This window comes from Streptococcus sp. FDAARGOS_192, from assembly GCF_002073815.2.
GTDB classification, from domain to species: Bacteria; Bacillota; Bacilli; order Lactobacillales; family Streptococcaceae; genus Streptococcus; species Streptococcus salivarius_H.
Genome location: NZ_CP020431.2, coordinates 559,978 through 586,260 on the forward strand (window position 1 = coordinate 559,978; position 26,283 = coordinate 586,260).

Here is a 26,283-nt window from a genome sequence, read left to right on the forward strand (position 1 = left end):
GAGTCTCATTTTATATATTATTAATGTTTGCTACGTAATTTCTTACGGAGTTTATAGGCAAAATTGGCTGGTCCGTAAAGAGGGCTAACTGGAAGGTTGAATTCTCCAATGAATTGTTCAATACGTGGGTTAAATTTGGACTTGAAATTATACAAGCCACCATCTAGTGAATTTTCTATTCCTCCCATGTTTTGCCACTCAGCACCACGCTCGAAAGCGTGATTAGCTGTTTCATACCATGTCAGGATAGCTGGTTGATAACGACGGTAGTCTTCATCCATTCCTGCATAGATATTCTCAGACGTCTTTCCAAATTCAAGAACGAGTGTACCAGAGAGTGGGACCGTCTTATTTCCAGCATCAACTTTTTCTTGAAGAAAGTCAATCTCTTCTTTAAGTCTTTTGTGCTCTTGCTTATTATTCTCGATTTTTCCTGGTTTAGTTTTTTCAGTGAACTTGGCTGCATCAGCAATGTTCTTTTCGAGTTGTTTGTTGAGGTCTTTGAGACGGGCTGGTAAATCAAGAGTTGAGAGTGTAATGTAAGAAGATTCTGGGTAGGTAGTCAACAACTTTTCATAATAATCAATGCCACGAAGGTGGATGTTCTTACGGGCCTCTGTCTTCTTCATCAAAGATGCGAATTGTTCAAGAAGCTCAGTGCCACCAAATTGGACTGAAATCCCCTTGTTTCGAGCAGTACGAACAGCCTGCTTGGTACTCTTAGAGAGTTGTTCCTCAGTGAAATCTTCCTTATGGATATTAGCCTGGAAACGAGGTTGGATATTTTCAGCCATATCTTCAGTGAGGCCCGTCCATTCAACGCCAAGAGCTTGGATGTCTTTGGCAATTGCCATAGTCTCTTCACGGATTTCAGCTTCTTGTGAGATCAAGTTTTTTGTCACAAAAAGACTTGGGTCAAATTTCACAAAGAGGGCACGCTTTGTTTTGGCATATTTTTTAAGCGAAGCCATAACAAAGGCGAGCAACTCTTTATCTTGATAGTCCATAATAGGTCCACGAGGGATATAAATCATAGAAAAGCCAAAAGGAAGTGGCTGAATCAGGACACTAGCGACAGCAACGAGATTACCATCTTGATAGAAACCTAGGCGGTCATTTCCCCAACTATCCTTGATTTTAGCCCATGAACTACTCTGTAATAAATTTGTTTGAGGACTATCTATAACAAAGCGGTCATGCTCAGAAGTACTGAGTCCAGTTTTATAGGTATACATATTATTCTAGAACCCACTTTCTAATAGCGTAAGCGACACCAGATTCGTCATTTGATTTTGTGATGTGTTTTGCAATTTTCTTCAATTCAGGATTACCATTTTCCATAACAACAGGAGAGCCAACGACTTCAAGCATAGCACGGTCATTTTCTTCATCACCGATAGCCATCGTTTCTTCTTTAGAAAGGCCGAGTTTCTCAGCAAGATGGGTTACAGCTATCCCTTTGTTGGCTGTTTTCTTAAGAATTTCTAGGTAAAATGGTGTTGATTTTACAATAGTAAAGCGGTCATAAAATTCCTGTGGAAGTTTAGCAATAGCTGCATCAAGAATTTCAGGTTCATCGATATACATGGCCTTAACAAATTCCTTGTCAGCTACCTCTTCAGGTGTACGATAGTAAATCGGCATATGAACAAGTGTAGACTCATGAACCGTGTAGCGTCCAATGTTGCGATTACTTGTGTAGATACCATCTTTAGTAATGGCGTGAGAATGAACACCAAGCTTGTTAGCCAAAACCTCAATGTCAAGGTAGTCTTCGTATGAGAGTGTCTCACGAATCAATTCATTACCAGTAGAAGTTTCTTGGACAAGCCCACCATTGAAGGTGATAACATAGTCTCCGTCTTGGTTGAGGTTAAGCTCTTCAAGAAGTGGAAGTACTCCTGGAATAGGGCGACCAGTCGCAATAACAACCTTTACACCAGCAGCTTTAGCATCTTGAATTGCTTGAAAGACTTCCGGTGTAACTTGACGTTGGCTATTTAAAAGCGTTCCATCAATATCAACAGCAATAAGTTTAATAGACATAATAATTACCTGTTTCGTTTAGTTAGTTTCCCTTCTATTTTACTAAAATTTAGGCGCTTTGTCATAGTTCTTCCTGAGAAAAGTGTTATTATCTCTTTGAAGAGGTGGATTAGGTAAGAATTGCCCAAATGCTTTTTAATTGGTAAAATAAGGTCAGACAAATAAAGGAGAGATAAAATGATTCGAGCAACCAACCAATTGACGGAGCAAGAACGGAAGGCAGCAAAAGCATTGATTGCTAGCTGCCAAGCCCATGATCAAACCTTTCGAGAACCTTATCTCTCCAATATGCTTAATTTTGATTCCAATATGCCGGCCTTTTTCCTCTATTGTCAAGAGGGAGAGTTGCTTGGCTTATTAACGGTTTATGCGGATGATGAAGACATTGAAGTGAGCATCCTAGTGGACCCTAGTCATCGTCGCGAGGGTATTGCCCATGCGATGTATAGAAGCTTTGAAAAAGAAATGGCATCTTACCCTATTCGCTCAGTGACCTTTCAGACGGAGCGTGTTTTTCTCGATCATCATCCTGATTTGGCAAGTCATTGGGATTTGGTTGAAGATGAAGAGACGGAAACCTGGCTAGGGAGAGACAGAACACCATATGCTCTGGATTCCTGTTCAGATGTCAAGGTGCTCTTAGCTGAACCTTCTTACCTAGATGCAATTGCCCATCTCCACCACCAAGCCTTTTCTGATGCAGAGCAAACACTCGAAGTAAGTCGCAGATACATTATAGAGGCATTGAAGGACTCTGATGGCCTACTTTACATCCTCCTCAAAGAAGGTCAAGTGATTGGAGTTTGTACGGTCGATTTATCTGGGAATAGCAACTACCTTTATGGACTTGCCGTAGCAGAAGCCTATCGTGGCCAAGGCTATGGAAGCTATCTGGCAAAATCAGTCGTCAATCAACTCATTGCGCAAAATGACAAGTCCTTCCAAATTGCAGTGGAAGATAGCAATGTAAGTGCCAAACGCTTGTATGAAAAGATTGGCTTTGTCAAACAAACCCAGGTGGTTTACTTGAAGCAGAAAGGGTAAACGCAATGTTGAAACTCTCTTTGAGGTTAGAGTTGCTATCGTTTTAAGTAGAAAAGTAGTTTTAGAACAGAATGGAGTATCAATGGAAATTAAAATCAAAAACAAAATTAAAGTAGGCGACCAAACGGAAATTATCGAAGAAATCCACACTTGTGAGGTTATGGAAAAAGGGGATTATACCTATCTTGTTCATCATAATTCCGAGAAAGAAAAAGTGGTTATTAAGTTGAATCAGGATGAGCTAGTGATGACACGCTTTTCTAATCCTAAATCCATTATGCGTTTTTCTGCTAAAGTACCTGCCTTGGTCCACATTCCGACACCGCTTGGTACCCAGCATTTTCTGACAGACACTAGTTTATTTGCCCATGACCCAAATGGACAGACAGTTGATATTCATTATCAATTGAAACATCCAGAAACAGAAGACGTTTTTGCTGATTATGAATTAGAAGTTTCTTGGTTTTAATTTTTGAAAAAATAGAATCATTTTGCTTGAATAAAGAATAATTTATGATAAAATGTTTAGTACAAATAAGGGAGTAGCAGGTGACTGTAATCATGAGATTTGATTAACAGTTGCGATTATGTCGTCATTACGAAATTTTATATTTCCGGCATATTCTTAAACAGCGAGACTTGTTTTTTATTAAACAAGTCTCTTTTTGTATGATTTTTTATATAAAAAGAGTCTTGTTAGCCATTTTTCCCTATAGAGAAGGAGGAGATTATTTTGTCTAAAGAACAAAGTAAAACCTTGTTTTACACACAAGGAGAGGAAGAAGTCCTAAAAAACTTGGACACTTCTGTTGATGGTTTGTCTACTGCACAAGCCAAGGAACGTTTAGATGCCTATGGCTATAACGAGTTGGATGAAGGTGAGAAACGTAGCCTCTTGTCAAAATTCATCGATCAGTTTAAAGATTTGATGATTATCATCTTGCTTGTCGCCGCCGCCCTTTCTGTTATTACAGAAGGTATGCATGGTTTGACGGATGCCTGCATTATTTTAGCCGTTGTTGTTTTGAATGCAGCCTTTGGTGTTTATCAAGAAGGACAAGCAGAAGCGGCTATTGAAGCCCTCAAAAACATGTCTAGTCCTATGGCTCGTGTGCGCCGTGATGGTCATGTCGTTGAAATTGATTCACGCGAATTGGTTCCTGGAGACATCGTCTTGCTTGAAGCAGGTGATGTTGTTCCTGCGGATATGCGCTTGCTTGAAGCTGCCTCACTTAAGATTGAAGAAGCAGCCCTTACCGGTGAATCCGTTCCAGTTGAAAAGGATATTACTGAGACGGTTGAAGCAGAAGCCGGAATTGGTGACCGTGTGAATATGGGTTACCAAAACTCAAACGTTACTTACGGTCGTGGTACTGGAGTGGTTACCAATACTGGTATGTATACTGAAGTTGGTAAGATTGCTGATATGCTAGCTAATGCGGATGAATCACAAACGCCGTTGAAGCAAAGCTTGGAGCAATTGTCTAAGACTTTGACTTATCTTATTATTGCTATTGCCTTAGTGACATTCTTGGTTAGTGTCTTCATTCGTGGCGAACAGCCCCTTGAAGGCTTGATGGTTGCCGTTGCTCTAGCCGTTGCTGCCATTCCTGAAGGTTTGCCTGCTATTGTAACCATCCTCTTGTCACTTGGGACAACGACCCTTGCTAAACGCAATTCGATTGTTCGTAAATTGCCGGCTGTTGAAACCCTTGGTTCAACTGAAATTATCGCATCTGATAAGACTGGTACCTTAACCATGAACCAAATGACTGTTGAAAAAGTCTATACAAACGGTCAATTGCAAAACGCTTCTACGGAACTTGGTGCTGACAATACAACCCTTCGTATTATGAACTTTGCTAATGATACTAAGGTAGACCCAGATGGTAAACTAATCGGTGATCCAACCGAAACAGCCCTTGTTCAATTTGGTTTGGACCACAATTTTGATGTGCGTGACGTCTTGAAATCGGAGCCTCGTGTGGCAGAGTTGCCATTTGACTCTGACCGTAAGCTCATGTCTACTATCCACAAAGAAGCGGATGGTACATACTTTGTAGCTGTTAAAGGTGCGCCTGACCAATTGCTCAAACGTGTGACTCGAATTGAAATCAATGGTGAGGTCCGTCCTATCACAGATGAAGACAAACAAGCTATCCTTGCAACTAATAAAGACTTGGCAAAACAAGCCCTTCGTGTCTTGATGATGGCTTATAAGACAAGCAACGAAATTCCTACCTTGGAATCTGCAGTTGTTGAGTCTGATTTGATTTTCTCAGGTTTGGTAGGTATGATTGACCCAGAACGTCCAGAAGCAGCAGAGGCTGTCCGTGTCGCTAAAGAAGCGGGGATCCGTCCAATCATGATTACTGGTGACCACCAAGATACAGCAGAAGCAATCGCTAAGCGTCTTGGTATCATTGATCCAAATGATACGGAAGATCATGTCTTTACTGGAGCTGAGCTTAATGAGCTTTCTGATGAAGAATTCCAAAAAGTCTTCAAACAGTACTCTGTCTATGCGCGTGTGTCTCCTGAACACAAGGTTCGTATCGTCAAGGCTTGGCAAAATGATGGCAAGGTTGTTGCTATGACAGGTGATGGGGTTAATGATGCGCCATCACTTAAAACAGCTGATATTGGTATCGGTATGGGAATTACAGGTACAGAGGTTTCTAAGGGAGCTTCAGATATGGTTCTTGCCGATGATAACTTTGCGACAATTATCGTTGCCGTAGAAGAAGGACGTAAGGTCTTCTCAAATATTCAAAAATCAATCCAATACCTCTTGTCAGCCAACATGGCCGAAGTTTTCATTATCTTCTTTGCCACACTGTTTGGTTGGGATGTGCTTCAACCAGTACACCTTCTCTGGATTAACCTAGTCACTGATACCCTTCCAGCCATTGCTCTTGGTGTTGAACCAGCTGAACCAGGTATTATGACTCACAAACCTCGTGGTCGCCAATCAAACTTCTTTGATGGTGGTGTCTTCGGAGCGATTATGTATCAAGGTGTCTTCCAAACTATCCTTGTTCTTGCAGTATATGGTTGGGGCCTTACCTTCCCAGAGCACCATACGCAAGCAGAAATTCATGCGGATGCCCTTACAATGGCCTTTGCCACACTTGGATTAATCCAGTTGCTCCATGCCTTTAACGTTAAATCAGTTTATCAATCAGTCTTTAAAGTTGGTCTCTTTAGAAACAAGACTTTCAACTGGGCAATTCCAGTAGCCTTCGTTCTTTTGATGGCAACTATCGTAGTTCCTGGATTTAATAACCTTTTCCATGTGTCACACCTTAGTCTGACACAATGGCTTGCGGTTATTGTAGGTTCCTTCTTGATTGTGGTATTGGTTGAATTAGTCAAAGCTATTCAACGTGCCCTTGGTAAGGATAAAGACGCTATTTAAAACATAAAGTCAGAGATAATGGTCTCTGGCTTTTTCTTATCACATCTTGAATTCAGGAGGAGTCTTGTTTATAATTGAAGAGAAATGATCACAAGTTAAGGAGAAGGCCATGAACGAGACCATTAAGACACAACTCAATCACCGCAGCATCCGTCAATTTAAACCTCTAGCTTTGACACAGGAAGAAGTTGACCTTCTGGTTGATGTTGCCAGACATACGGCAACTAGTAATTTTAGGCAATCCTATTCGATTATCAGTATTACTGATCAAAAATTGAAGGAAGAAATTGCTGAAATTGCGAATCAGCCTTATATTCCAAATGCTGGGCATCTTTTTGTATTTGTTGTAGACCAAAGACGTAATACTTTGATTGCAGAGGCAAAGGGTGCTGATGCCTTTGTGCAAGGTAGTCCCGAACGCTTTATCTCAGCCTTTTCGGATGCAATGATTGCTGCTCAAAATGTGGTAGTAGCTGCTGAGAGTTTAGGTATGGGAACAGTTTACTTGGGGAGTATCTTGAATGATAATGCCAAGCTTTCGGAGCTTCTCAAACTTCCAAAGTATGTCTATCCAGCAGTAGGCCTTGCAGTTGGTTGGCCAGACCAAGAACCGCAGCTTAAACCCCGTTTGCCACGTCACGTCATCCATATGGAAAATTATTATCAGGATTTGGAAAATCCTCTGGAAGAACTAAAAGACTACGATGCTGAAGTTCATGAATATTATGACCTTCGAGATCTCAATAACAGAGTTGATGAATTTACGACTCAGATTGCTAAGACCATGGATAAATCCGTTGCAAATCGTGCCAATACCTTGAAGGATCTCCAAAAACAAGGCTTTTTCACCGAATAAAAAACGACTCACTAAGAGTCGTTCTACAAATCAAATAATGTCATGGATGAAAGGAACTCATTTGCCAGTTCCTTTTTTTCATACTCTAAAAACTCCGGACGTTTTTTGACAAGATTGTAACGTTTGGAGAGGTTCCATGTACCAGTAGGATTGAGTTCAGGGTGTTTGGAAACAAAGTCGATGGTTAAATCCCATTCTCTTCGGTAGCCAAGGGGACGTGAGTGATAGGTTACACCTTCAATTGTTACCGTCTCATAACTACGATGGGCGTGACCAAAAACAACATCTTTGACAGCGTGTTTGACGAAAATCTGATGGAATTCTTCAGAACCTAAATAAGCGTTAAATGGTGCAAAACGTTCATGTGTCATGGTGAAACGACTATGAGGAACAAAATGCATGGCAACTATAAGGTTATTAGTGTCTAATTCACTTAAGATAATATCTAGCCTCTTAAGACTCGTCTGACAGATTTCGGGATCAGTACCCAATCGTTTGAGTCGTCGGTCGAACCAGAGTTGCTTCTTACGTTTAAGAATCTTATCCAGTTTTTCATCAGAATAGGAATAATCATACCACCCATGAAAAGCCAATAAGGTCTTACTTCCTAAATCAATCACCTGAAAATCAAGATTATCAATAAGGTCATCCTCCAAATCAAGCATATCATGATTACCTAAATTATAGGTAACCTTGACCGCCTTGGACAGTTTTCGTAGGAAAGGTTTTGTGTCAGCATAATAATGGTTAGAAATATCACCAGCGATATGGAGATGGCTAACTTCTTGATCTTCTAGACACTTTATAAGAGTATCAATTTCATATGTTTCAAAGTGATTCAAATCAATATGTAAATCACTCATTACTGCAAGTCTTGTCATAGGAACATTGTAACAAAAAGGTTAAGGCTTGTCTCTAAATGAAGATGATGGAAAATACTTGCCCTTGGACTATATTTTCATTATGATAAGAATATGGATATCAAGTTAGAAATACAAAAGATGGCCAAGGAAATTGGCATTTCAAAAATTGGTTTTACAACCGCTGATGATTTTGCCTATCTGGAGAAATCCCTTCGACTTGGTGTCGAAGAAGGGCGAACAACAGGGTTTGAACATAAAAATATTGAAGAGCGTATTTATCCTAAGTTGACCTTAGAATCAGCTAAAACCATCATTTCCATTGCAGTAGCCTATCCGCATAAGTTGCCGCAACAGCCCCAAAAAACAGAATTTAAGCGGGGCAAAATCACTCCAAATTCATGGGGCCTAGATTATCACTATGTTTTGCAGGACAAACTAAAACGCCTGGCAGAAGGCATTGAGAAACTGACGGAAAACTTCGAATATAAAGGTATGGTGGATACTGGAGCCTTGGTCGATACAGCAGTTGCCAAGCGAGCTGGAATAGGCTTTATCGGAAAGAATGGACTAGTGATTTCAAAAGAATACGGGTCCTACATGTATCTCGGTGAGCTTATTACTAATCTAGAGATAGAACCTGATCATGAAGTAGACTATGGCTGTGGGGATTGTCGTCGTTGTCTGGATGCCTGTCCGACATCCTGTCTCATTGGCGATGGGACTATGAATGCCCGTCGTTGCCTATCCTTCCAAACCCAAGATAAGGGGATGATGGATATGGAGTTTCGAAAGAAGATAAAGACTGTTATCTATGGTTGCGACATTTGTCAGATTTCCTGTCCATATAACAGAGGTATCGACAATCCTTTGGCTTCAGACATAGATCCTGAGCTTGCCATGCCCGAATTGCTTCCATTTCTTGAGCTGAGCAACAAATCCTTCAAGGAGAAATTTGGTATGATTGCCGGATCTTGGCGAGGGAAGAATATTCTTCAACGTAATGCCATTATTGCCTTGGCCAACTTACATGATCGCAATGCTATTGTCAAACTGATGGAGATTATCGATAAGAATAATAATCCCATTCACACGGCGACTGCCATTTGGGCTCTCGGTGAGATTGTTAAGAAGCCCGATGAGGCCATGTTAGACTATATGCGGGAACTGTCACCTAAGGATGAAGAATCCCAAGCCGAATGGGAGCTTGTGTGTGCAAAATGGCAAATTTAAGTGATTTATGCTAGAATTAAGCATAATACTATAAAATGGAGGAAACCTATCCATGGAAGTGGCAGAAATTCGCCAAAAAATCTCTGAAAATCAAGAGAAGCTCGTGAGCTTCGGGAGGTCTCTTTGACTTAGATCGTTTGGAAGAGGACATTGCGCTCCTTGAAAACCGAATGACTGAGCCAGATTTTTGGAATGATAATATTGCAGCTCAAAAGACTTCACAAGAGTTAAATGAGCTCAAAATGAAATACGAAACTTTCAACAATATGCAAGAACTCTCTGACGAAACAGAGCTTTATTTAGAAATGTTGGAAGAAGATGATAGTGTTCAAGAAGAGCTGGAAGAAACACTCGAAAAACTTGATAAGATTATGACAAGTTACGAGATGACACTGCTCTTGTCTGAACCATATGACCATAACAATGCCATTCTGGAAATTCACCCAGGTTCTGGTGGTACAGAAGCTCAAGACTGGGCTGATATGTTACTCCGTATGTACCAACGTTATGGGAATGCCAAAGGTTTCAAGGTTGAGACTTTGGATTATCAGGCTGGTGATGAAGCTGGAATCAAATCTGTAACCCTTGCTTTTGAAGGACCTAATGCCTACGGATTCCTCAAGTCAGAAATGGGTGTCCACCGTTTGGTTCGTATTTCACCATTTGACTCTGCCAAACGTCGTCATACCTCATTCACGTCTGTGGAAGTTATGCCTGAATTAGATGATACCATTGAAGTTGAGATTCGTGATGATGATATCAAGATGGATACATTCCGTTCAGGTGGTGCTGGTGGTCAGAACGTCAACAAGGTTTCAACTGGTGTGCGTTTGACCCATATTCCAACTGGTATTGTTGTTGCTTCAACGGTTGACCGTACACAATATGGGAACCGCGACCGTGCGATGAAGATGCTTCAAGCTAAACTCTATCAAATGGAGCAAGAAAAGAAAGCAGAAGAAGTGAATGCTTTGAAAGGTGATAAGAAAGAAATCACTTGGGGAAGCCAAATTCGCTCATATGTTTTCACGCCATATACCATGGTTAAAGATCACCGTACAGGCTACGAAGTTGCCCAGGTTGATAAGGTAATGGATGGGGATATTGAAGGCTTCATCGATGCCTACCTCAAGTGGCGCATGGAAGAATAGTAATAACATACTTATTTTAAGTATTAAGATACTCTATCTCAATGAAAGGAAGGCGTTCAGCTACTTTAGTAGTTGAATACTGACATTATGGCTCTTATTGAATTAAAAGATGTTACTAAGAAGTATGATAAGTCAACAACAGCCCTTAGACACATTGATTTGTCTGTTAACTCTGGGGAGTTTGTTTACTTAGTCGGCCCTTCTGGTGCTGGTAAATCAAGTTTAATTCGCTTGTTCTACCAAGAAGAAAAATTAACGAGTGGTTCTATGAAGGTTGGAGAGTTTGATTTAACTCGACTTCGTAAGAAAGACGTTCCACTCTTGAGACGTTCCATTGGAGTTGTTTTCCAGGATTATAAACTCCTTCCAAAGAAAACAGCTTTTGAAAATGTTGCTTATGCCATGGAAGTTATTGGTGAGAAACCTCGTCATATCAAGAAACGAGTGGCAGAAGTACTCGAGTTGGTTGGTCTTAAACACAAGATGCGTTCGTTCCCAAATCAATTGTCTGGTGGTGAGCAACAGCGTGTTGCTATTGCGCGTGCTATTGTAAATAATCCAAAAGTTTTGATTGCGGATGAACCAACAGGGAACCTGGACCCAGAAATTTCTTGGGAAATTATGCAGGTCCTTGAACGTATTAACTTGCAAGGGACTACCATTATAATGGCAACCCATAACTCAACTATCGTTAATAACCTTCGTCATCGTGTCGTAGCGATTGAAGAAGGACGTATTGTTCGTGATGAAGAGGAAGGAGAGTACGGTTACCATGATTAGACGCTTTTTCCGCCATTTAGGAGAATCGATTAAGAATCTCAAACGTAATCTATTGTCGACACTTACGGCAGTATTTTCGGTGATGATTGTTCTTTCACTTTTAGGTGTCTTTGGCTCTGTTATTTTAAATACGCAGAAATTGGCTTCAGATATTGAAAAGAATATTCAGGTCAATGTCTACTTGGATCCAGATTCATCAGATGCCTCGAAAACAGTCAAGGAACTTTCTGGACAGATTGTTGCTAATAAAGACTACCATAAGATTTATGATGCTTTGACCAAAATCAAAGGTGTAGATAAGGTTACTTTCTCTAGTAAAGAAGAACAAAAGAAACAACTGATTGAAACAATGGGTTCAAGTTTCGAGACAGCTACCGGAGATGCCAACCCTCTTTCAGATGTTTACATCGTCCAAACGAAATCACCAGATGATGTTAGTCGAGTTGCCAAGGAAGCAAAAGCCATTCAGGGTGTTGATAATGCTAACTTTGGTGGCTCAGATACTGAAATTCTGATGTCCACTATGAAACGTGTTCAATTTTGGGGAATCATTGCCACAGCACTCTTAACTATTGTGGCTGTTCTATTGATTTCAAATACCATCCGTATTACCATTATGTCACGTGCGACTGAAATTCAAATCATGCGTTTGGTAGGTGCTAAGAATTCATATATTCGTCGTCCCTACTTGATGGAAGGTGCTTGGATTGGAGCACTTGGTGCCATCATTCCTTCTGGGCTCATTTATCTTTTGTATCACATGGTTTACTCATCTTTGAATCCAGATTTTGTCAAAGGTGGTATTTCATTGTATGATCCAGAGTGGTTTGTCTATGCGGTTATCGGAACCCTCTTCGCAGTCGGTATTATTATCGGTTGGATTGGGTCACGTATGGCAATGCGTCGTTATTTGAAATACTAAGAGATTAAAGGAGAACTATTTTGGTTCTCTTTTTGTTTGTCCGGAGATTCAGAAAAGCAGATTTTCAACTATATCTCAAAATCGTCTGCTCAAAGCCCAAATCCAATCCCATATTTGGTATAATATTTAAAAAACATTGGAAAAGAGATGCATTATGACAAAGTTAGCTACCATTTGTTATATTGACAATGGAAAGGAGCTTTTGCTCCTACATCGTATTAAAAAGCCTAATGATGTTCATGAAGGAAAGTGGATTTCTGTTGGGGGAAAACTAGAAGCGGGAGAAACGCCTGACGAATGTGCTCGTCGTGAAATTCTCGAGGAAACCCATTTTACAGTGACTGAGATGGATTTTAAAGGGATGATTACCTTTCCAGAATTTACCCCCGGTCATGATTGGTACACCTATGTCTTTAAGGTAACTGGTTTTGAAGGAGAACTCATCTCAGATGAAGAGTCTCGTGAAGGAACGCTTGAATGGGTGCCATATGATGAGGTCTTATCTAAACCAACTTGGGAAGGTGACTATGAGATTTTCAAGTGGATCCTTGAAGATAGACCTTTCTTCTCTGCAAAATTTGTCTATGATTGTAATCAAAACTTAGTAGACAAGAGTGTCACTTTTTATGATAAATAGGGAGGAACTATGAAGCGTAAAAAAACAGAACATTTTTCAGAAACATGGTTTTTTAAGTGGGTATTGAATAATCAGGCTGTTGTAGCCTTTTTCATCTTACTTTTGATAGGTTTGACGGTTTTGATTTTCACCAAGATTAGTCCTATTTTTTCACCCGTCATCCAATTTATGACCATTATTATGTTGCCACTGGTTATTTCCATGCTCCTTTATTATTTAATAAAACCTTTGGTGCTACTTGTAGAAAGAACCGGACTAAACCGAACCATGTCTATCTTGGTTATCTATGCTATCCTTGGTTTGCTCTTGGTCTGGGGAATTTCGACGGCTATTCCTAGTTTACAAAATCAAATTTTGATTTTGATAAGAAATGCACCATCATATATTGCACGTGCCAATAGTGAGACGGAACGTTGGATTAATCTTCCTATTCTTTCCAATTTCCACGGTGATCTAGAGTCCATGCTTAGTGATTTCTCAGCGAGAATGGTCAACTATGCTGAGAACTTTTCTTCATCGGCTTTGACATGGGTTGGAACTTTTGCGAGCACAGTAGCAAGGGTGACAGTAGCTATCATTTTGGCACCTTTCATTCTCTTCTACCTTTTAAGAGATAGCCAAAAGATGAAACATAGCTTTGTCTCAGCCTTACCAACTCGCTTTCGTGAAACTACTGTTCGTATGCTTTCAGATATTAATAGTCAGCTCGAAGGGTATGTTCAAGGCCAGGTTACAGTCGCTATTGTTGTTGCCATCATGTTCTGTATTATGTTTAAGATTGTAGGTCTTCGATATGGTATGACTTTCGGTATTATGGCAGGTTTTCTAAACATGGTTCCTTATCTGGGAAGCTTTCTTGCTATGGTACCAGTTATAATCATGGGACTGGTGCAAGGACCCGCTATGTTGATCAAGGTCCTCATCATTTTCTTCATTGAGCAAACTATTGAGGGACGTTTTGTTTCTCCACTCGTTTTGGGGAATAAACTAAGCATTCACCCTATTACCATTATGTTTATTCTCTTGACAGCAGGATCTCTTTACGGTGTGTGGGGTGTCCTATTAGGGATTCCAATCTATGCATCTGTCAAGGTTGTTGTTAGAGAGATTTTTGATTGGTACCGTTCTGTAAGTAATCTTTATCAAGATGATCTAGAAAATGAAGGGCAAAAAGACGATGTTAAATAGTGAAAAAATGGTTGCCTCTATTGGAAACCAAGATTTAGACCACGCAGACAAATATTTAAAAAAAGCTTTACGAGAAGATCCTGCAGAGGTTCTTGTTGAGTTGGGCCAATATCTAGAGTCTATTGGTTTCTTACCACAGGCACAGGAAATTTACGAAAAAGTTCGTTTTGATTTTCCAGAGGTTAATGTCAATCTAGCACAAATTGCAGCCGAAGATGGCGATATTGAAGAGGCCTTTCTTTATTTGGATGCCATACCTGAAGACTCTGACGACTATTTGTCTGCTTTAATTGTAAAGGCAGACCTCTATCAAATGGAGGGCTTAACTGATGTGGCACGTGATAAGTTGTTGGAGGCAAGTCAACTATCAGATGACTCATTGATTATTTTTGGTTTGGCTGAAATGGAATTTGAACTTGGAAATTTTGAACAAGCTATTCAATACTATGCTAAATTGGATAATCGTGACCTCCTGGCAATGACTGGCGTTTCTACTTATGAACGCATTGGTAAGGCTTATGCCAGTCTAGGTAAGTTTGAAGCTGCTCGTGAATTTTTGGAAAAAGCTATTGAAATTGAATACGATGATACCATTGCTTTTGAGTTAGCTACTTTGCTCTATGATCAAGAAGAGTATCAAAAAGCTAATTTTTACTTTAAGCAGATAGAAACCATGTCTGCTGACTTCGAGGGTTATGAGTATTTTTACGCCTTGTCCTTACATGCAGAACATAAAACTGAAGAAGCATTACGTATGGTACAACAAGGGATTTCAAAAAATGCTTTTGATGTTCAATTACTTTTGTTAGCATCACAGTTATCCTACGAGTTGCATGACACTCAATCTGCTGAATCTTATCTGAAGCAAGCTTTACCACTCGCTGAGGACCAAGATGAGATTGTTCTACGTTTAAGTACTCTCTATTTAGAAGAAGAACGTTACGAGGATCTGGTAGCTTTAGCCGATTACGAAGTTGATTCTGTTTTGGCTCGCTGGAACATTGCCAAGGCCTACCAAGCACTTGATGATGAAGAAGAAGCTTTTCAAATCTATCAAGATTTGGCTACAGATTTATCTGAAAATCCTGAATTCCTCCATGATTATGCATATATCCTGCGTGAATTTGGTTACAGAGATCAGGCGCGTGCAACAGCAGAAAAATACCTCGCTTTAGTTCCAGATGATGTCAATATGCAAACATTTCTTGAGGATTATTAAGCTGCGAAAGGCTTTAATCCTTGGTTTAAAGAGAGGGAGAGATACATTGAGCTTGCTCACTCCCTCTTTTTTTATTTCTCTATTTATGTTATGATTTTATTAGAACCCATAAGGAGTAAGTATGGTTAAGAGAGATTTAATTCGAAATATTATCATAGCAGTTCTTGCCATTGTAGTGATTTTGTTGTTGAGAGCTTTTGTCTTTTCAACACACCGTGTGACTGAAGATCAGGCGAATGACTATATTCACGCTGGTGATTATGTTACTTTCAATAAAAACGTTGAACCTCAGAAAAAAGATTTTATTCTTTATACAGTTAATGGCAAGGAATATATTGGACGTGTTATTGCTGATGAGGGCAAGAGCGTGACAGCTATGGATGATTTCCTTTATGTCAATGATAAGTCAGTTGACGAAGCCTATATTAGCAAGGATAAATCAGCTTATTTGGCGACAGTTTCACCTGGAAACTTCTTCACTGATGATTTTTCCATTGCAACATTGACAGATAATAAACAAACTAAGATTGAAAAGGGTCAATATCTTGTACTGAACGATAACCGTCGTAATACAGATGATAGTCGTAAGTTTGGTCTTATTGAAAAGGACCAAATTAAAGGTGTTATCTCTTTCAGATTGTATCCTCTATCACGTTTTGGTTTCGTTGATGTCGATTAATATTTCAATACTACTAAAAAAGCTAGGAACTTTTGACAAGTTTCTAGCTTTTTTTTGCGAATAAATTGGTGAAGGTTTATTTTAAGACTTTATGATGCTGATAGTTTCATCGTCTTAAAATGAATCAGCAGAAATTGTAAGTAGAAAAGGAAATTAAGATGCAATTAGGATTTCATTTTGGATTTAAGAAAAGCAAAGCTTATGGACTGTGCGGTGTTATGCTAGCAATCTTATTTTTAGGCATGTCTGGTCACTCGGCTAAAGCAGATGAAATGTTATCACCAACTGACACATCTTCAACTTTGAAAGAAAGTACAGAGAATCACGAGGCGAGTTATTCTGAAGTAGGAGTACACGATAATTCAACGAGTCAAATGAATCTACAAAGTGAAAAGGTATTAGAGGAGGAGCAAACAAGTCTGGCAGATTCTTCAAAAATAGCTGTCTTAACCAATAGTTCTGTGACCACAAGCTCTTATCAAGAGGCAAGTGATCTTAGCGAAATTGATCAGAATCAAAGTCAATTTCTTAGTGCCATTAAGCAAGGAGCTATGGATGGAGCCAAGGAAGGAGTTCTTCCCTCTATTACGGCAGCACAAGCTATCCTAGAAAGTGGTTGGGGAAGCTCTGAACTTGCTAAGGCTCCCAACAATAATCTTTTTGGCATTAAGGATTCAGAGGACTGGAATGGAGAAATAGTAACTGTACCTACACAGGAATATGTTAATGGTGACTATATCACCGTCAATGCAGCTTTTCGAAAATATACCTCATGGAATGATAGCGTAGTAGACCATGCAAAATTTTTCACGAGTACCGAGTGGCGAAAAAACAATTACCGAAAAGTTGTGAATGAAACAGATTATCACATTGCGGCTCAGGAACTGAAGAATGCAGGATATGCGACAGATCCAAGTTATCCCGGAAAACTTATCCGTTTAATTGAAGCCTATAAACTTTATGAATGGGATGCAGTAAGTAATACGACCAATACTGTCTTAGAAAATGAAGGAGTAGAGAGTCAAAATCCTAAAGCCGACCTCGCTATCACTGGTCTCAACAATGCTACTGGTAGCTATGATCTTGTCATTTCAAACTTGGTTGCCCCACGAGGTTTTAAAGAATTCTTGGTTCCAACTTGGTCAGAAAAAAACGGTCAAGATGATATCATCTGGTACAAGGCAGCTAAGCAAGCTAATGGAGACTATAAGGTAACCGTTCGTTCAAGCAATCATAAGGGTGATAGTGGTCTGTATAATTCCCATGTCTATTTGGTTGACAATGATGGTAAATACATTGGCCTAGGTGGCAAACAAGTGACACTTGATATCACTAAGACTCAGGGAACTTTGACTATTGCTAACAATGATAAAAATCGTGGAACCTTTGATGTTCTTATCACCAATCTGACGAATCCAAGTGGTATTTCAGGTGTCCTTATCCCCGTCTGGTCTGAACAAAATGGTCAGGATGATCTTGTTTGGCATAATGCCACAAAACAGGATGATGGTTCCTATAAGGTGACTATTTCAGCTAGCCAGCACAAGTGGAATTCAGGCAAGTACATCGTTCATGGCTATATTGTTGATGCTTCAGGTAAGAATATCGGCTTTGGGGCAACTTCAGCTGATGTGGTAGCCCCTAAGAAAATCGGTTCGGCATCAAGAGGAAACTATGATGTTTTAAATAAGGTTGTCTATCTGGATGCTGGGCATGGTGGCTATGATCCAGGAGCTTCTTACTTTGGTATTTCTGAAAAGAGCTTGACCTTGGCTATCCAAAGCCGCGTGAAAGCTAAACTAGAAGCAGAAGGTTATCAAGTTGTGACCACACGCACAAGTGATACCTATGTCGACTTGACGGACCGTTCACGTGCAGCTAATGCTTCTGAATCTGATATCTTCGTAAGTATCCACATCAATGCTTCAGGAAGTTCTGCAGCACAGGGTATTGAGACTTATTATTACCAACCTTATGCAGAATATCCATCACGTATTAATGCGACCTATCATGCTAATCCGACTCGTTTGAGCATGAGTGATACCTTAGCCAATGCCATCCAGTCTAGCCTGATTAATGCGACTGGAGCACAGAATCAGGGCGTGAAGCGTCAAACCTTTGCGGTCTTGCGTGAGACGACAGCTCCGGCAGTCCTTCTTGAACTTGGTTTCTTGTCAAATCCTCAAGAAGCAGCTCGATTGAATACCTCTGCTTATCAGGAGACTTTAGCTAACGCAATTGTAGCAGGGATTAAGTCTTACTACGAAAAAGAATCTAAAGTTTAAGTTATATGTTAACCCATCATTATGATGGGTTTTTATGCTATAATTGAGGTGAATACTAAATACAACAAAAGGAGTGCTTATGGCTTACGATTTACTCTTAGAGCGTTTTTTACGTTACGTCAAAATCAATACACGTAGTGATGAAAATGCAACAAGAACGCCAACAACACAAAGCCAGGTGGATTTTGCCTTGAAGGTTTTAAAACCAGAATTAGAAGAACTGGGTTTAAGTAACATTCATTATTTGGAAAGTAATGGTTACCTAGTGGCAACCCTTCCGGCCAACGATGACAAGTTAACACGTAAGATTGGTTTCATCTCTCATATGGATACTGCTGATTTTAATGCAGAGGGAGTGTCACCACAAGTCATTGACTCTTATGATGGAGGTATCATTCCCCTTGGAAATTCAGGGTATAACCTAGACCCAGCTGATTTTCCAAATCTTAAGAATTATGTCGGTCAGACGCTTATTACGACAGATGGGACTACTCTTCTTGGGGCTGATGATAAGTCAGGTATTGCTGAGATTATGACAGCCTTGGCTTATTTGAAGGCACATCCTGAAATCAAACATTGTGAGATTCGTGTAGTTTTTGGTCCTGATGAAGAAATTGGGATTGGTGCAGATAAATTTGATGTCGATGATTTTGATGTCGATTTTGCCTACACAGTTGACGGTGGACCTTTGGGTGAATTACAGTATGAAACCTTCTCTGCAGCAGGAGCAGAACTTACCTTCCACGGACGCAATGTCCACCCTGGAACAGCAAAAGACCAAATGGTCAATGCCCTGCAGTTGGCAATTGATTTTCATAATCAGTTACCAGCAGAAGAACGCCCTGAGTTGACAGATGGCTATCAAGGTTTCAACCATCTTCAAACCATGACAGGTACTGTTGAAGAAGCAAAATCTTCTTATATCATCCGTGATTTTGAAACAGAGTCTTTTGAAAATCGTAAAGCAGTCTTCCAAAAGATTGCTGACGAAATGAATAAAGCTTATGGTCAGACACGAGTTGATTTGGTACTTAAAGATCAATACTATAACATGCGTCAGGTTATTGAAAAAGATATGACGCCTGTTGAGCTGGCTAAGGGCGTTATGGAAGAATTGAATATTACGCCAGTTATTGAACCTATTCGTGGTGGAACAGATGGTTCAAAGATTTCATTTATGGGTATTCCAACGCCAAACCTTTTTGCTGGGGGCGAAAATATGCATGGTCGATATGAGTTTGTTTCCTTACAGACAATGGAAAAAGCCGTAGATGTTATTCTTGGAATTGTCAGTAAACCTTAATTGAGCTTGCTAAATACTGATTTTATGGTAAAATTAGAAGTAATGGAGGTGCTGAGATGATTAAAATATTCGGCAAGTATCGTTACCATTGGCAACCCGAATTATCTTGGCTGATTATCTACTGGTCTTTAGCCATCACGCCAATCTTTATTGCGGCGGCCCTTCTATTCGAGTTGTACTCGGTGTCCTCACATATTTTGATGCTCTTCACTATTTTCGTTGCCTTGTTTGGTTTAGGTTTCCATCGATACTTTATTATTGAAGATCATGGGATTCTGCGTATTGTTTCTTTCAATATTTTTAAACCACGCAAAGTGAAAATTAGTGATATTGAAAAAGTTGAAGTTATTAAAACTGGCTTGTGCCTTATTTTTAAAAATGGTAAAAAACGTCGGTTTTATATGAGAAAGTGGCCTAAGAAATATTTCTTAGATGCATTAGCCCTTCACCCTGATTTCAAAGGTGAGGTAGAGTTATTGGATCATATGACAAACTTTGATTACTTTGCCTTTTATGAGGAATCAAAAAAAGCCCTGAAGCTTAAACTTCGCAAATAAGGGCTTTAGTGGGACAAGACTTGACGGAAGTCAAAGTCTCAGGGCTATTTTCAATAATTTGATTGAGTTGGTCGCTGTCTCTGAACCTAACAATACCTTCGTCATCATAATCAAAGACGGGAGAGTAGGTTTGGCACAAACCACAAGCGATACATTTTTCTGGAATTAATGATACTTTCATAGTATTATTTTAAAATAGATTTATTGTTTTTACAAGGAGAATATCATGAGTAAAAAACCATGGGAAGATAAGGTTTCTGACGAAGAGTTGAAAGAAGTAGTTGACGCTGATTTTCTAGATGATGAAGATGAGTTTGAGGATTATGAAGAAGAAGAGGATGTCACTCCTTCAGATGAAAAACGTGAAAAAGGTGGCGGCTTCATTAATTCATCATTCTTGACAGTCTTGCTTGGATTATTCTTTGTTATTGTTGTATGTATTTTGTTCTTTGTTTTCTATACTTCAAATGTCGGTGGAAACAAAACTGCGGAATCTAAGGAATCATCTGGATTCTACTCATCTTCAACTAGCAAAGTTGTTAAATCTTCATCTAGTGAGAAAGACTCAAACAAAGATGAGGAAAGTGAGAAATCTACTAAAGAAAAATCTTCAAAAGAGAAATCATCTTCAACTAAAGCATCAAGCTCTTCTAAACATGTAGAAAAAGAAGATGCAACTGAGTCAGCTGAGACAGCACCATCAAGTGCTACGGCAGCTGCAGATGGTTCATCAATTGTTGTTCAATCTGGTGAAGGTGCTGGTTCAATCGCTGCACGTGCAGGTATCTCTGTAGATGAGTTGGAACGTCTTAACCCTGATCACATGACAAGTGGTTACTGGTATGCTAACCCAGGTGATGTCGTTAACGTTCAATAATTTAAAAGCAAAGGAACATCATGAAAGATATTAGAATTGCTATTGATGGTCCTGCGTCAAGTGGAAAAAGTACAGTAGCCAAGATTATTGCAAAAAATCTTGGCTATACTTATCTTGACACAGGTGCTATGTACCGATCTGCAACTTATTTGGCCTTGCAGAATGGTTTGACTGAGGAAAATGTACCAGAAATTTTGGAGCAACTATCTCAACATCCGATTTCATTCGGAAAAGCAGCAGATGGTAGTCAGCAAGTTTATGTTGGTGATGTTGATATTACACACCCCATTCGTGATAACCAAGTCACAAATAATGTTTCTTGGGTAGCAGCTATTCCTGAAGTGCGTCAAGAACTCGTTGCCCAACAACAACGTATTGCTCAAGATGGTGCTATTATCATGGATGGTCGTGATATTGGGACCGTGGTTTTGCCTGATGCAGAACTCAAAATTTTCTTGATTGCTTCAGTTGATGAACGTGCGGAACGTCGTTATAAGGAAAATATCGAAAAAGGTATTCCCGCTGACCTTGAGACTTTGAAGAAAGAAATTGCTGAACGTGACTATAAAGATAGTCATCGTAAGGTTTCACCTCTTAAACCAGCGGAAGATGCCATCACTTTTGACACTACAGGTGTATCTATTGATGGTGTTGTGGAATTTATTCAAGAAAAAGCAAAAAAAATTATTGACAAAGGATGACTCACTTGTTATACTATTAACAATGAGAAAAGCAGAAGTGAGAACTTCTCGCCTTGCGACTTAGGTTGTCTGGCCCAACATGTCAAATCCCTATAGGGATATTATGTGTGCGGGCTTGTATATCAAGTCCGCTTTGTTTTTCTCTAAAAAAATAAAGAGGTGAAGATCATAGCTAAGAAAGATCTATTCATTAACGATGAAATTCGCGTTCGCGAAGTTCGTCTTGTTGGTCTTGATGGTGAACAATTGGGAATTAAACCATTGTCAGAAGCGCAAGCTATTGCAGATGATGCAAATGTTGACTTGGTTCTCATCCAACCACAAGCTACGCCACCTGTTGCGAAGATTATGGACTATGGTAAGTTCAAATTTGAGTATCAAAAGAAACAAAAAGAACAACGTAAGAAACAAAGCGTTGTTACTGTTAAGGAAGTTCGTTTGAGTCCAGTTATTGATAAAGGTGACTTTGAAACTAAACTTCGTAACGGCCGTAAGTTCCTTGAAAAAGGAAACAAGGTTAAAGTTTCTATCCGATTCAAAGGTCGTATGATTACTCACAAAGAAATCGGAGCTAAGGTCTTGGCGGAATTTGCTGAAAAAACGCAAGATATTGCGATTATTGAGCAAAGAGCGAAGATGGATGGACGTCAAATGTTCATGCAACTTGCACCAATTCCTGACAAAAAATAATTGTCAAACTAACACTATTTTAAGAGGAGAATTTTAAAATGCCAAAACAAAAAACACACCGCGCATCAGCTAAACGTTTCAAACGTACAGGTTCAGGTGGATTGAAACGCTTCCGTGCCTTCACATCTCACCGTTTCCACGGTAAAACTAAAAAACAACGTCGTCACCTTCGTAAAGCGTCAATGGTACATTCAGGTGACTTTAAACGTATCAAATCAATGCTTTCACAAATGCGTTAATTCGCTACAAGCATTACAAATTAACTAAACTAGAATTAATTCGGAGGAATATATAAATGGCTCGTGTTAAAGGTGGCGTTGTATCACGCAAACGTCGTAAACGTGTATTGAAACTTGCTAAAGGTTACTATGGTGCAAAACACATCTTGTTCCGTACTGCAAAAGAACAAGTAATGAACTCTTACTACTATGCATACCGTGACCGTCGTCAAAAGAAACGTGATTTCCGTAAACTTTGGATCACACGTATCAATGCAGCAGCTCGTTTGAACGGTTTGTCATACTCACAATTGATGCACGGTTTGAAATTGGCTGAAATCGAAGTTAACCGTAAAATGCTTGCTGATTTGGCAGTTAACGATGCAGCAGCTTTCACAGCTCTTGCAGATGCAGCTAAAGCAAAACTTGGTAAATAAAAATTGAGATGGGTTTTACCCATCTTTTTTTATGGAGGTAATTATGATTCGTTTAGCAAGAGCAGAAGATATTCCAAGATTACAGGAGTTATTAGGGCAGATTCTCCTAGTGCATCATTATGTACGTCCTGATGTATTTAAGTCAGAGGGCAGTAAATATACAGATGCAGACTTAGAAGCAGTGATTAATGATCCAACTAAACCTATTTTTGTATATGAGGATGAAGAAGGCCGTATCTTAGGCCATCTATTCTTAATGATTAAAGAAGTATCTGATAATAATGGTCCACTAAAGGCTGTTAAGACTCTTTTTATTGATGATTTATGCGTTGATAAGGAGGCTCGAGGTCAAAAATTAGGGGAGAAGCTTTATCAATTTGCCTTGGACTATGCTAAGGAGTTAGGTTGTTATAATCTGACACTTCACGTATGGAATGATAATGCGGGTGCTGTACGTTTTTACGAACGTTTAGGTATGAAGCCGAGATATACAGAAATGGAAACTATCCTAAAATAATACGTTTTCATGAGAGAAATTTAACTTACGAGGAATAAAAATTTTTGATATGCTGAAAGAGAACTTTTAGAAATGGAGAATTTTAATGCCTCGTAATTTTAAAGAAGCTTTGCTTTTTACGATTTTAATGTGTGGAATGATGGTCTGTGGGATGAGTCTCTGGAATCTTCTCATCCTTGATTGGACTGGAGTTGTTCCCTTTGCTTGGGGTCACTTTTTCCAAGGTTATCTTCCGGGATTTGTAGTTGCTTTCTTACTGGATATGCTTTTGGTGGGACCACTAGCCAAGACAATAGCATTTGCAATTTTACATAAAGTAAAAGCCCATGATAAACGATGGGCGAAGATTTTGGCGATTTCTGGAACCATGGCGCTATTCATGGTAACCTTTATGTCGCTCTATGGATTAGTGTACAACGGTCAGTCGGTGACGCTCTTATCCTATGGTCGTGCTTGGTTGACAAATGTGATCATGGCCTTACCACTTAATTTTCTAGTAGTTGGTCCCATCTCACGCTTTATCTTGGGAAAATTGCAAAATCCATTGCCTGGTGAAGAAGTCGTAGAGAATTTTGAAGACGATGATGAATTACCAACTATAATTTAAGTATAGAACTGGAGAGAAACTCCAGTTTTTTAATATTAAAAGCAGCCACAGATGTGACTGCTTAATGATGATTAGTTTTTCTTTTTCATTTCACCATGTGGGTAGTAAGTTCCCTCTGGCATATCGTTAATGAAAACATGAATAGCTTCTTTAGGGGCTTTTGCAACACGTGATACAACCTCAGTAACTTCACGAGCAAGTTCGATTTTTTGTTCTTCAGTACGACCTTCAAAGAGATCAATTTTTACAAATGGCATAATGCATCTCCTTAGTTTTGATAGTCCTATTATAGCATTAATTAAGAGAATATTCTAAAGTTTTTGGAAATTCTTGAAATGATAATATCGTAATGCTACAATGTGAGTGATTTCAATAGTAAAGCCTAAAATAAAAAGAGGCAGGTAGCTAAGAGAAAGCGTTCCTAGTCGAAAGCAATAATATTACTTTTGAAGCGATCATTCCTGATTTAGGGATTGTCTCACATGTTATTCAAATGGTATGGCGTCTTGTGATGATAGGTAAGTGATTGCATTTTTTATTGGCTTTGTTTATAAGGGATGAAAACTCTTACTAAAAATGGTAAAATAATGCTAACTAGAGACAGTAAGGAGTAAATTATGACAATTGATTTTCGTGCCGAAGTTGATAAGCGCAAAGATGCTTTGATGGAGGACCTTTTTGGTCTTTTGCGCATTAACTCAGAACGTGATGATAGTAAGGTTGATGATAAGCACCCATTTGGTCCTGGGCCAGTAAAAGCTTTGGAACATTTTCTTGCTTTAGCAGAACGTGATGGCTATAAAACTCGTAATATTGATAATTATGCAGGTGACTTTGAATTTGGTCAAGGTGATGAGGTTTTGGGTATCTTTGCACACTTGGATGTGGTACCAGCTGGTAGCGGTTGGGATACAGATCCTTATGAACCAGTAATCAAAGATGGAAAACTTTATGCCCGTGGGTCATCAGATGATAAAGGCCCAACAATGGCTTGTTACTATGCCTTGAAAATTATTAAAGAACTCGAGCTTCCAGTATCTAAGCGTGTGCGTTTCATTGTTGGTACTGATGAAGAATCTGGTTGGGGCGATATGGATTATTACTTCGCTCATAATGGATTGAAAGATCCTGATTTTGGTTTTTCACCTGATGCAGAATTCCCAATTATCAATGGTGAAAAGGGAAATATTACAGCTTATCTCCATTTTGAAGGTCAAAATGATGGGGACTTTAGTCTTGTGTCCTTTAATGGTGGTTTGCGTGAAAATATGGTTCCTGAATCAGCAAGTGCAGATTTTACTGGACCTATCACTTTGAAAGAACTTGAAGCCAAATTAGCCGACTTTGTTTCGGAACAAGAAGTAACTGGTCAAGTGACCGAAGAAGCAGGTGTTTTCCATGTGACTATTCATGGGAAATCAGCTCATGGTATGATGCCTCAAAATGGTATTAATGGAGCAACCTACTTGGCACTCTTCCTTAGTCAATTTGATTTCCAAGGCAATGCTAAAACGTATTTGGATATAATTGCTGAAACACTTCATAAGGATTTCTTCGCTGAAAAGACAGGTCTTGCTTATACAGATCCTAAGATGGGTGAATTGACCATGAATGCAGGTGTATTTAACTTCTCTAAGGAATCAGAAGAAAATACGATTGCTCTGAATTTCCGCTATCCTCAAGGGGTTGATTCGGACGCTATTAAGGCTGATCTTGAAAAACTCGAAGGTCCTAAGGCGGTTAGTCTCTCAGAACATGGTCATGTGCCACACTATGTACCAGTTGATGATCCTATGGTAGAGACTCTTCTTTCAGTCTATGAGAAACAAACAGGGCTTAAAGGTCATGAACAAATTATTGGTGGCGGAACATTTGGACGTCTCCTCAAACGTGGTGTTGCCTATGGAGCTATGTTCCCTGGTTATGTTAACACGATGCACCAAGCAAATGAGTTTACTGAGGTTGAAGACTTGTACCGTGCTGCTGCCATTTATGCAGAAGCTATCTATGAGTTAATCAAATAAAAAAGAGAGACAGTTTTGTCTCTTTTTTGAGGAG

The 26,283-nt window shown here is 39.4% G+C and carries 28 protein-coding genes and 1 other annotated feature; of the genes, 23 read left to right on the forward strand and 5 right to left on the reverse strand.

Annotated elements, in window-relative coordinates:
- Nucleotides 1-20: 20 nt before the first annotated feature.
- A complete protein-coding gene (locus A6J31_RS03770) occupies nt 21-1,235 on the reverse strand; it encodes an aminoacyltransferase (RefSeq protein ID WP_073689957.1) in 1,215 nt (404 codons plus the stop codon).
- A 1-nt stretch (nt 1,236) separates the two neighbouring features.
- On the reverse strand, nt 1,237-2,046 hold the full coding sequence (gene yidA, locus A6J31_RS03775; protein ID WP_002885000.1) for a sugar-phosphatase: 810 nt from the start codon (nt 2,044-2,046) through the stop codon (nt 1,237-1,239).
- 177 nt (nt 2,047-2,223) lie between these two features.
- Between yidA and A6J31_RS03780 the strand changes: the two genes are divergently transcribed.
- The 4 genes from A6J31_RS03780 to A6J31_RS03795 all read left to right on the forward strand — a co-directional run bounded on the left by A6J31_RS03780 (nt 2,224) and on the right by A6J31_RS03795 (nt 7,364).
- Nucleotides 2,224-3,090, forward strand: a complete 867-nt coding sequence (locus A6J31_RS03780) for a GNAT family N-acetyltransferase (protein ID WP_021144255.1) — start codon at nt 2,224-2,226, stop codon at nt 3,088-3,090.
- Nucleotides 3,091-3,172: 82 nt separating this feature from the next.
- Complete coding sequence (locus A6J31_RS03785) at nt 3,173-3,559, forward strand: DUF1934 domain-containing protein (protein WP_002884910.1); 387 nt, start codon at nt 3,173-3,175, stop codon at nt 3,557-3,559.
- A gap of 264 nt (nt 3,560-3,823) precedes the next feature.
- The gene (locus tag A6J31_RS03790) at nt 3,824-6,508 is read left to right on the forward strand and encodes a cation-translocating P-type ATPase (RefSeq protein WP_080610473.1); all 2,685 of its coding nucleotides are present in this window, start codon (nt 3,824-3,826) and stop codon (nt 6,506-6,508) included.
- A 109-nt stretch (nt 6,509-6,617) separates the two neighbouring features.
- Nucleotides 6,618-7,364, forward strand: a complete 747-nt coding sequence (locus A6J31_RS03795; RefSeq protein ID WP_080610474.1) for an NADPH-dependent oxidoreductase — start codon at nt 6,618-6,620, stop codon at nt 7,362-7,364.
- 23 nt (nt 7,365-7,387) lie between these two features.
- On the opposite strand, the gene A6J31_RS03800 is transcribed toward A6J31_RS03795, so the two are convergent.
- Nucleotides 7,388-8,245, reverse strand: a complete 858-nt coding sequence (locus A6J31_RS03800; protein ID WP_080610475.1) for a metallophosphoesterase — start codon at nt 8,243-8,245, stop codon at nt 7,388-7,390.
- A 93-nt stretch (nt 8,246-8,338) separates the two neighbouring features.
- On the opposite strand from A6J31_RS03800, the gene queG reads away from it, so the two are divergent.
- The 11 genes from queG (at nt 8,339) to A6J31_RS03855 (ending at nt 20,178) form a co-directional block, all read left to right on the forward strand.
- Nucleotides 8,339-9,457: a tRNA epoxyqueuosine(34) reductase QueG gene (gene queG, locus A6J31_RS03805; protein ID WP_038675902.1), complete on the forward strand. Its 1,119-nt coding sequence runs from the start codon at nt 8,339-8,341 to the stop codon at nt 9,455-9,457.
- A 52-nt stretch (nt 9,458-9,509) separates the two neighbouring features.
- Nucleotides 9,510-10,608, forward strand: a protein-coding gene (prfB, locus tag A6J31_RS03810; protein ID WP_096833329.1) for a peptide chain release factor 2 whose coding sequence is annotated in 2 segments (ribosomal slippage) — nt 9,510-9,581 and nt 9,583-10,608 — 1,098 coding nt in all. Because the reading frame shifts where the segments join, the coding sequence is not laid out codon by codon here.
- Nucleotides 10,609-10,695: 87 nt separating this feature from the next.
- Nucleotides 10,696-11,388 carry a cell division ATP-binding protein FtsE gene (gene ftsE, locus A6J31_RS03815; protein WP_002885005.1) on the forward strand — a complete coding sequence of 231 codons (693 nt, stop codon included), beginning with the start codon at nt 10,696-10,698 and terminating at the stop codon, nt 11,386-11,388.
- A complete protein-coding gene (ftsX, locus tag A6J31_RS03820; RefSeq protein ID WP_080610476.1) occupies nt 11,381-12,310 on the forward strand; it encodes a permease-like cell division protein FtsX in 930 nt (309 codons plus the stop codon). The genes ftsE and ftsX overlap by 8 nt, the downstream gene beginning before the upstream one ends.
- 154 nt (nt 12,311-12,464) lie before the next feature.
- Complete coding sequence (locus A6J31_RS03825; RefSeq protein ID WP_080610477.1) at nt 12,465-12,947, forward strand: NUDIX hydrolase; 483 nt, start codon at nt 12,465-12,467, stop codon at nt 12,945-12,947.
- A 9-nt stretch (nt 12,948-12,956) separates the two neighbouring features.
- Entirely contained in the window at nt 12,957-14,135 is a 1,179-nt protein-coding gene (locus A6J31_RS03830) for an AI-2E family transporter (protein WP_080610478.1), read from the forward strand.
- Nucleotides 14,125-15,354, forward strand: a complete 1,230-nt coding sequence (locus A6J31_RS03835) for a tetratricopeptide repeat protein (protein ID WP_070656297.1) — start codon at nt 14,125-14,127, stop codon at nt 15,352-15,354. Before A6J31_RS03830 ends, A6J31_RS03835 begins: the two co-directional genes overlap by 11 nt.
- A 121-nt stretch (nt 15,355-15,475) precedes the next feature.
- The gene (gene lepB, locus A6J31_RS03840; protein ID WP_070656294.1) at nt 15,476-16,033 is read left to right on the forward strand and encodes a signal peptidase I; all 558 of its coding nucleotides are present in this window, start codon (nt 15,476-15,478) and stop codon (nt 16,031-16,033) included.
- A 158-nt stretch (nt 16,034-16,191) separates the two neighbouring features.
- Nucleotides 16,192-18,318, forward strand: a complete 2,127-nt coding sequence (locus tag A6J31_RS03845; protein WP_080610479.1) for an N-acetylmuramoyl-L-alanine amidase — start codon at nt 16,192-16,194, stop codon at nt 18,316-18,318.
- Between the two features lie 79 nt (nt 18,319-18,397).
- Nucleotides 18,398-19,621 (forward strand): peptidase T, encoded by a 1,224-nt coding sequence (gene pepT, locus A6J31_RS03850; protein WP_080610480.1) that lies wholly within the window; start codon nt 18,398-18,400, stop codon nt 19,619-19,621.
- A gap of 56 nt (nt 19,622-19,677) precedes the next feature.
- Nucleotides 19,678-20,178: an EbsA family protein gene (locus A6J31_RS03855; protein WP_080610481.1), complete on the forward strand. Its 501-nt coding sequence runs from the start codon at nt 19,678-19,680 to the stop codon at nt 20,176-20,178.
- On the opposite strand, the gene A6J31_RS03860 is transcribed toward A6J31_RS03855, so the two are convergent.
- Nucleotides 20,162-20,359 (reverse strand): ferredoxin, encoded by a 198-nt coding sequence (locus tag A6J31_RS03860; protein WP_080610482.1) that lies wholly within the window; start codon nt 20,357-20,359, stop codon nt 20,162-20,164. The two genes, A6J31_RS03855 and A6J31_RS03860, sit on opposite strands and share 17 nt — an antisense overlap.
- A gap of 45 nt (nt 20,360-20,404) precedes the next feature.
- Here A6J31_RS03860 and A6J31_RS03865 point away from each other — a divergent pair, with 45 nt between their 5' ends.
- From A6J31_RS03865 to A6J31_RS11730, 7 genes are all read left to right on the forward strand, one after another.
- A complete protein-coding gene (locus A6J31_RS03865) occupies nt 20,405-21,055 on the forward strand; it encodes an SAG1386/EF1546 family surface-associated protein (RefSeq protein WP_080610483.1) in 651 nt (216 codons plus the stop codon).
- Between the two features lie 20 nt (nt 21,056-21,075).
- On the forward strand, nt 21,076-21,756 hold the full coding sequence (cmk, locus tag A6J31_RS03870; protein WP_002885119.1) for a (d)CMP kinase: 681 nt from the start codon (nt 21,076-21,078) through the stop codon (nt 21,754-21,756).
- A gap of 23 nt (nt 21,757-21,779) precedes the next feature.
- Nucleotides 21,780-21,902 (forward strand) — a sequence feature (ribosomal protein L20 leader region).
- Between the two features lie 13 nt (nt 21,903-21,915).
- Complete coding sequence (infC, locus tag A6J31_RS03875; protein ID WP_002885108.1) at nt 21,916-22,446, forward strand: translation initiation factor IF-3; 531 nt, start codon at nt 21,916-21,918, stop codon at nt 22,444-22,446.
- 38 nt (nt 22,447-22,484) lie between these two features.
- Entirely contained in the window at nt 22,485-22,685 is a 201-nt protein-coding gene (gene rpmI / locus A6J31_RS03880; protein WP_002885093.1) for a 50S ribosomal protein L35, read from the forward strand.
- 56 nt (nt 22,686-22,741) lie between these two features.
- The gene (rplT, locus tag A6J31_RS03885; RefSeq protein ID WP_002885090.1) at nt 22,742-23,101 is read left to right on the forward strand and encodes a 50S ribosomal protein L20; all 360 of its coding nucleotides are present in this window, start codon (nt 22,742-22,744) and stop codon (nt 23,099-23,101) included.
- Between the two features lie 43 nt (nt 23,102-23,144).
- The gene (locus A6J31_RS03890) at nt 23,145-23,618 is read left to right on the forward strand and encodes a GNAT family N-acetyltransferase (protein ID WP_064520641.1); all 474 of its coding nucleotides are present in this window, start codon (nt 23,145-23,147) and stop codon (nt 23,616-23,618) included.
- Nucleotides 23,619-23,703: 85 nt separating this feature from the next.
- Nucleotides 23,704-24,225: a DUF2798 domain-containing protein gene (locus A6J31_RS11730; RefSeq protein ID WP_080610484.1), complete on the forward strand. Its 522-nt coding sequence runs from the start codon at nt 23,704-23,706 to the stop codon at nt 24,223-24,225.
- A gap of 71 nt (nt 24,226-24,296) precedes the next feature.
- On the opposite strand, the gene A6J31_RS03900 is transcribed toward A6J31_RS11730, so the two are convergent.
- Nucleotides 24,297-24,482, reverse strand: coding sequence for a 4-oxalocrotonate tautomerase (locus A6J31_RS03900; protein ID WP_002885057.1), 186 nt, complete (start codon nt 24,480-24,482; stop codon nt 24,297-24,299).
- Between the two features lie 360 nt (nt 24,483-24,842).
- Between A6J31_RS03900 and pepV the strand changes: the two genes are divergently transcribed.
- Nucleotides 24,843-26,249 carry a dipeptidase PepV gene (gene pepV, locus A6J31_RS03905; protein ID WP_080610485.1) on the forward strand — a complete coding sequence of 469 codons (1,407 nt, stop codon included), beginning with the start codon at nt 24,843-24,845 and terminating at the stop codon, nt 26,247-26,249.
- The last annotated feature ends 34 nt before the right edge of the window (nt 26,250-26,283 follow it).

Bases quoted from the DNA above. Each gene is read 5' to 3' on its own strand.
- A6J31_RS03800 (WP_080610475.1), bottom strand. From the start codon at position 8,245: ATGACAAGACTTGCAGTAATGAGTGATTTACATATTGATTTGAATCAC.
- pepV (WP_080610485.1), top strand. From the start codon at position 24,843: ATGACAATTGATTTTCGTGCCGAAGTTGATAAGCGCAAAGATGCTTTG.
- queG (WP_038675902.1), top strand. From the start codon at position 8,339: ATGGATATCAAGTTAGAAATACAAAAGATGGCCAAGGAAATTGGCATT.
- A6J31_RS03845 (WP_080610479.1), top strand. From the start codon at position 16,192: ATGCAATTAGGATTTCATTTTGGATTTAAGAAAAGCAAAGCTTATGGA.
- A6J31_RS03780 (WP_021144255.1), top strand. From the start codon at position 2,224: ATGATTCGAGCAACCAACCAATTGACGGAGCAAGAACGGAAGGCAGCA.
- A6J31_RS11730 (WP_080610484.1), top strand. From the start codon at position 23,704: ATGCCTCGTAATTTTAAAGAAGCTTTGCTTTTTACGATTTTAATGTGT.
- A6J31_RS03770 (WP_073689957.1), bottom strand. From the start codon at position 1,235: ATGTATACCTATAAAACTGGACTCAGTACTTCTGAGCATGACCGCTTT.
- A6J31_RS03890 (WP_064520641.1), top strand. From the start codon at position 23,145: ATGATTCGTTTAGCAAGAGCAGAAGATATTCCAAGATTACAGGAGTTA.
- A6J31_RS03860 (WP_080610482.1), bottom strand. From the start codon at position 20,359: ATGAAAGTATCATTAATTCCAGAAAAATGTATCGCTTGTGGTTTGTGC.
- lepB (WP_070656294.1), top strand. From the start codon at position 15,476: ATGGTTAAGAGAGATTTAATTCGAAATATTATCATAGCAGTTCTTGCC.
- ftsE (WP_002885005.1), top strand. From the start codon at position 10,696: ATGGCTCTTATTGAATTAAAAGATGTTACTAAGAAGTATGATAAGTCA.
- A6J31_RS03795 (WP_080610474.1), top strand. From the start codon at position 6,618: ATGAACGAGACCATTAAGACACAACTCAATCACCGCAGCATCCGTCAA.
- cmk (WP_002885119.1), top strand. From the start codon at position 21,076: ATGAAAGATATTAGAATTGCTATTGATGGTCCTGCGTCAAGTGGAAAA.
- A6J31_RS03855 (WP_080610481.1), top strand. From the start codon at position 19,678: ATGATTAAAATATTCGGCAAGTATCGTTACCATTGGCAACCCGAATTA.
- rplT (WP_002885090.1), top strand. From the start codon at position 22,742: ATGGCTCGTGTTAAAGGTGGCGTTGTATCACGCAAACGTCGTAAACGT.
- rpmI (WP_002885093.1), top strand. From the start codon at position 22,485: ATGCCAAAACAAAAAACACACCGCGCATCAGCTAAACGTTTCAAACGT.
- A6J31_RS03785 (WP_002884910.1), top strand. From the start codon at position 3,173: ATGGAAATTAAAATCAAAAACAAAATTAAAGTAGGCGACCAAACGGAA.
- A6J31_RS03900 (WP_002885057.1), bottom strand. From the start codon at position 24,482: ATGCCATTTGTAAAAATTGATCTCTTTGAAGGTCGTACTGAAGAACAA.
- yidA (WP_002885000.1), bottom strand. From the start codon at position 2,046: ATGTCTATTAAACTTATTGCTGTTGATATTGATGGAACGCTTTTAAAT.
- A6J31_RS03835 (WP_070656297.1), top strand. From the start codon at position 14,125: ATGTTAAATAGTGAAAAAATGGTTGCCTCTATTGGAAACCAAGATTTA.
- A6J31_RS03865 (WP_080610483.1), top strand. From the start codon at position 20,405: ATGAGTAAAAAACCATGGGAAGATAAGGTTTCTGACGAAGAGTTGAAA.
- A6J31_RS03825 (WP_080610477.1), top strand. From the start codon at position 12,465: ATGACAAAGTTAGCTACCATTTGTTATATTGACAATGGAAAGGAGCTT.
- ftsX (WP_080610476.1), top strand. From the start codon at position 11,381: ATGATTAGACGCTTTTTCCGCCATTTAGGAGAATCGATTAAGAATCTC.
- A6J31_RS03830 (WP_080610478.1), top strand. From the start codon at position 12,957: ATGAAGCGTAAAAAAACAGAACATTTTTCAGAAACATGGTTTTTTAAG.
- pepT (WP_080610480.1), top strand. From the start codon at position 18,398: ATGGCTTACGATTTACTCTTAGAGCGTTTTTTACGTTACGTCAAAATC.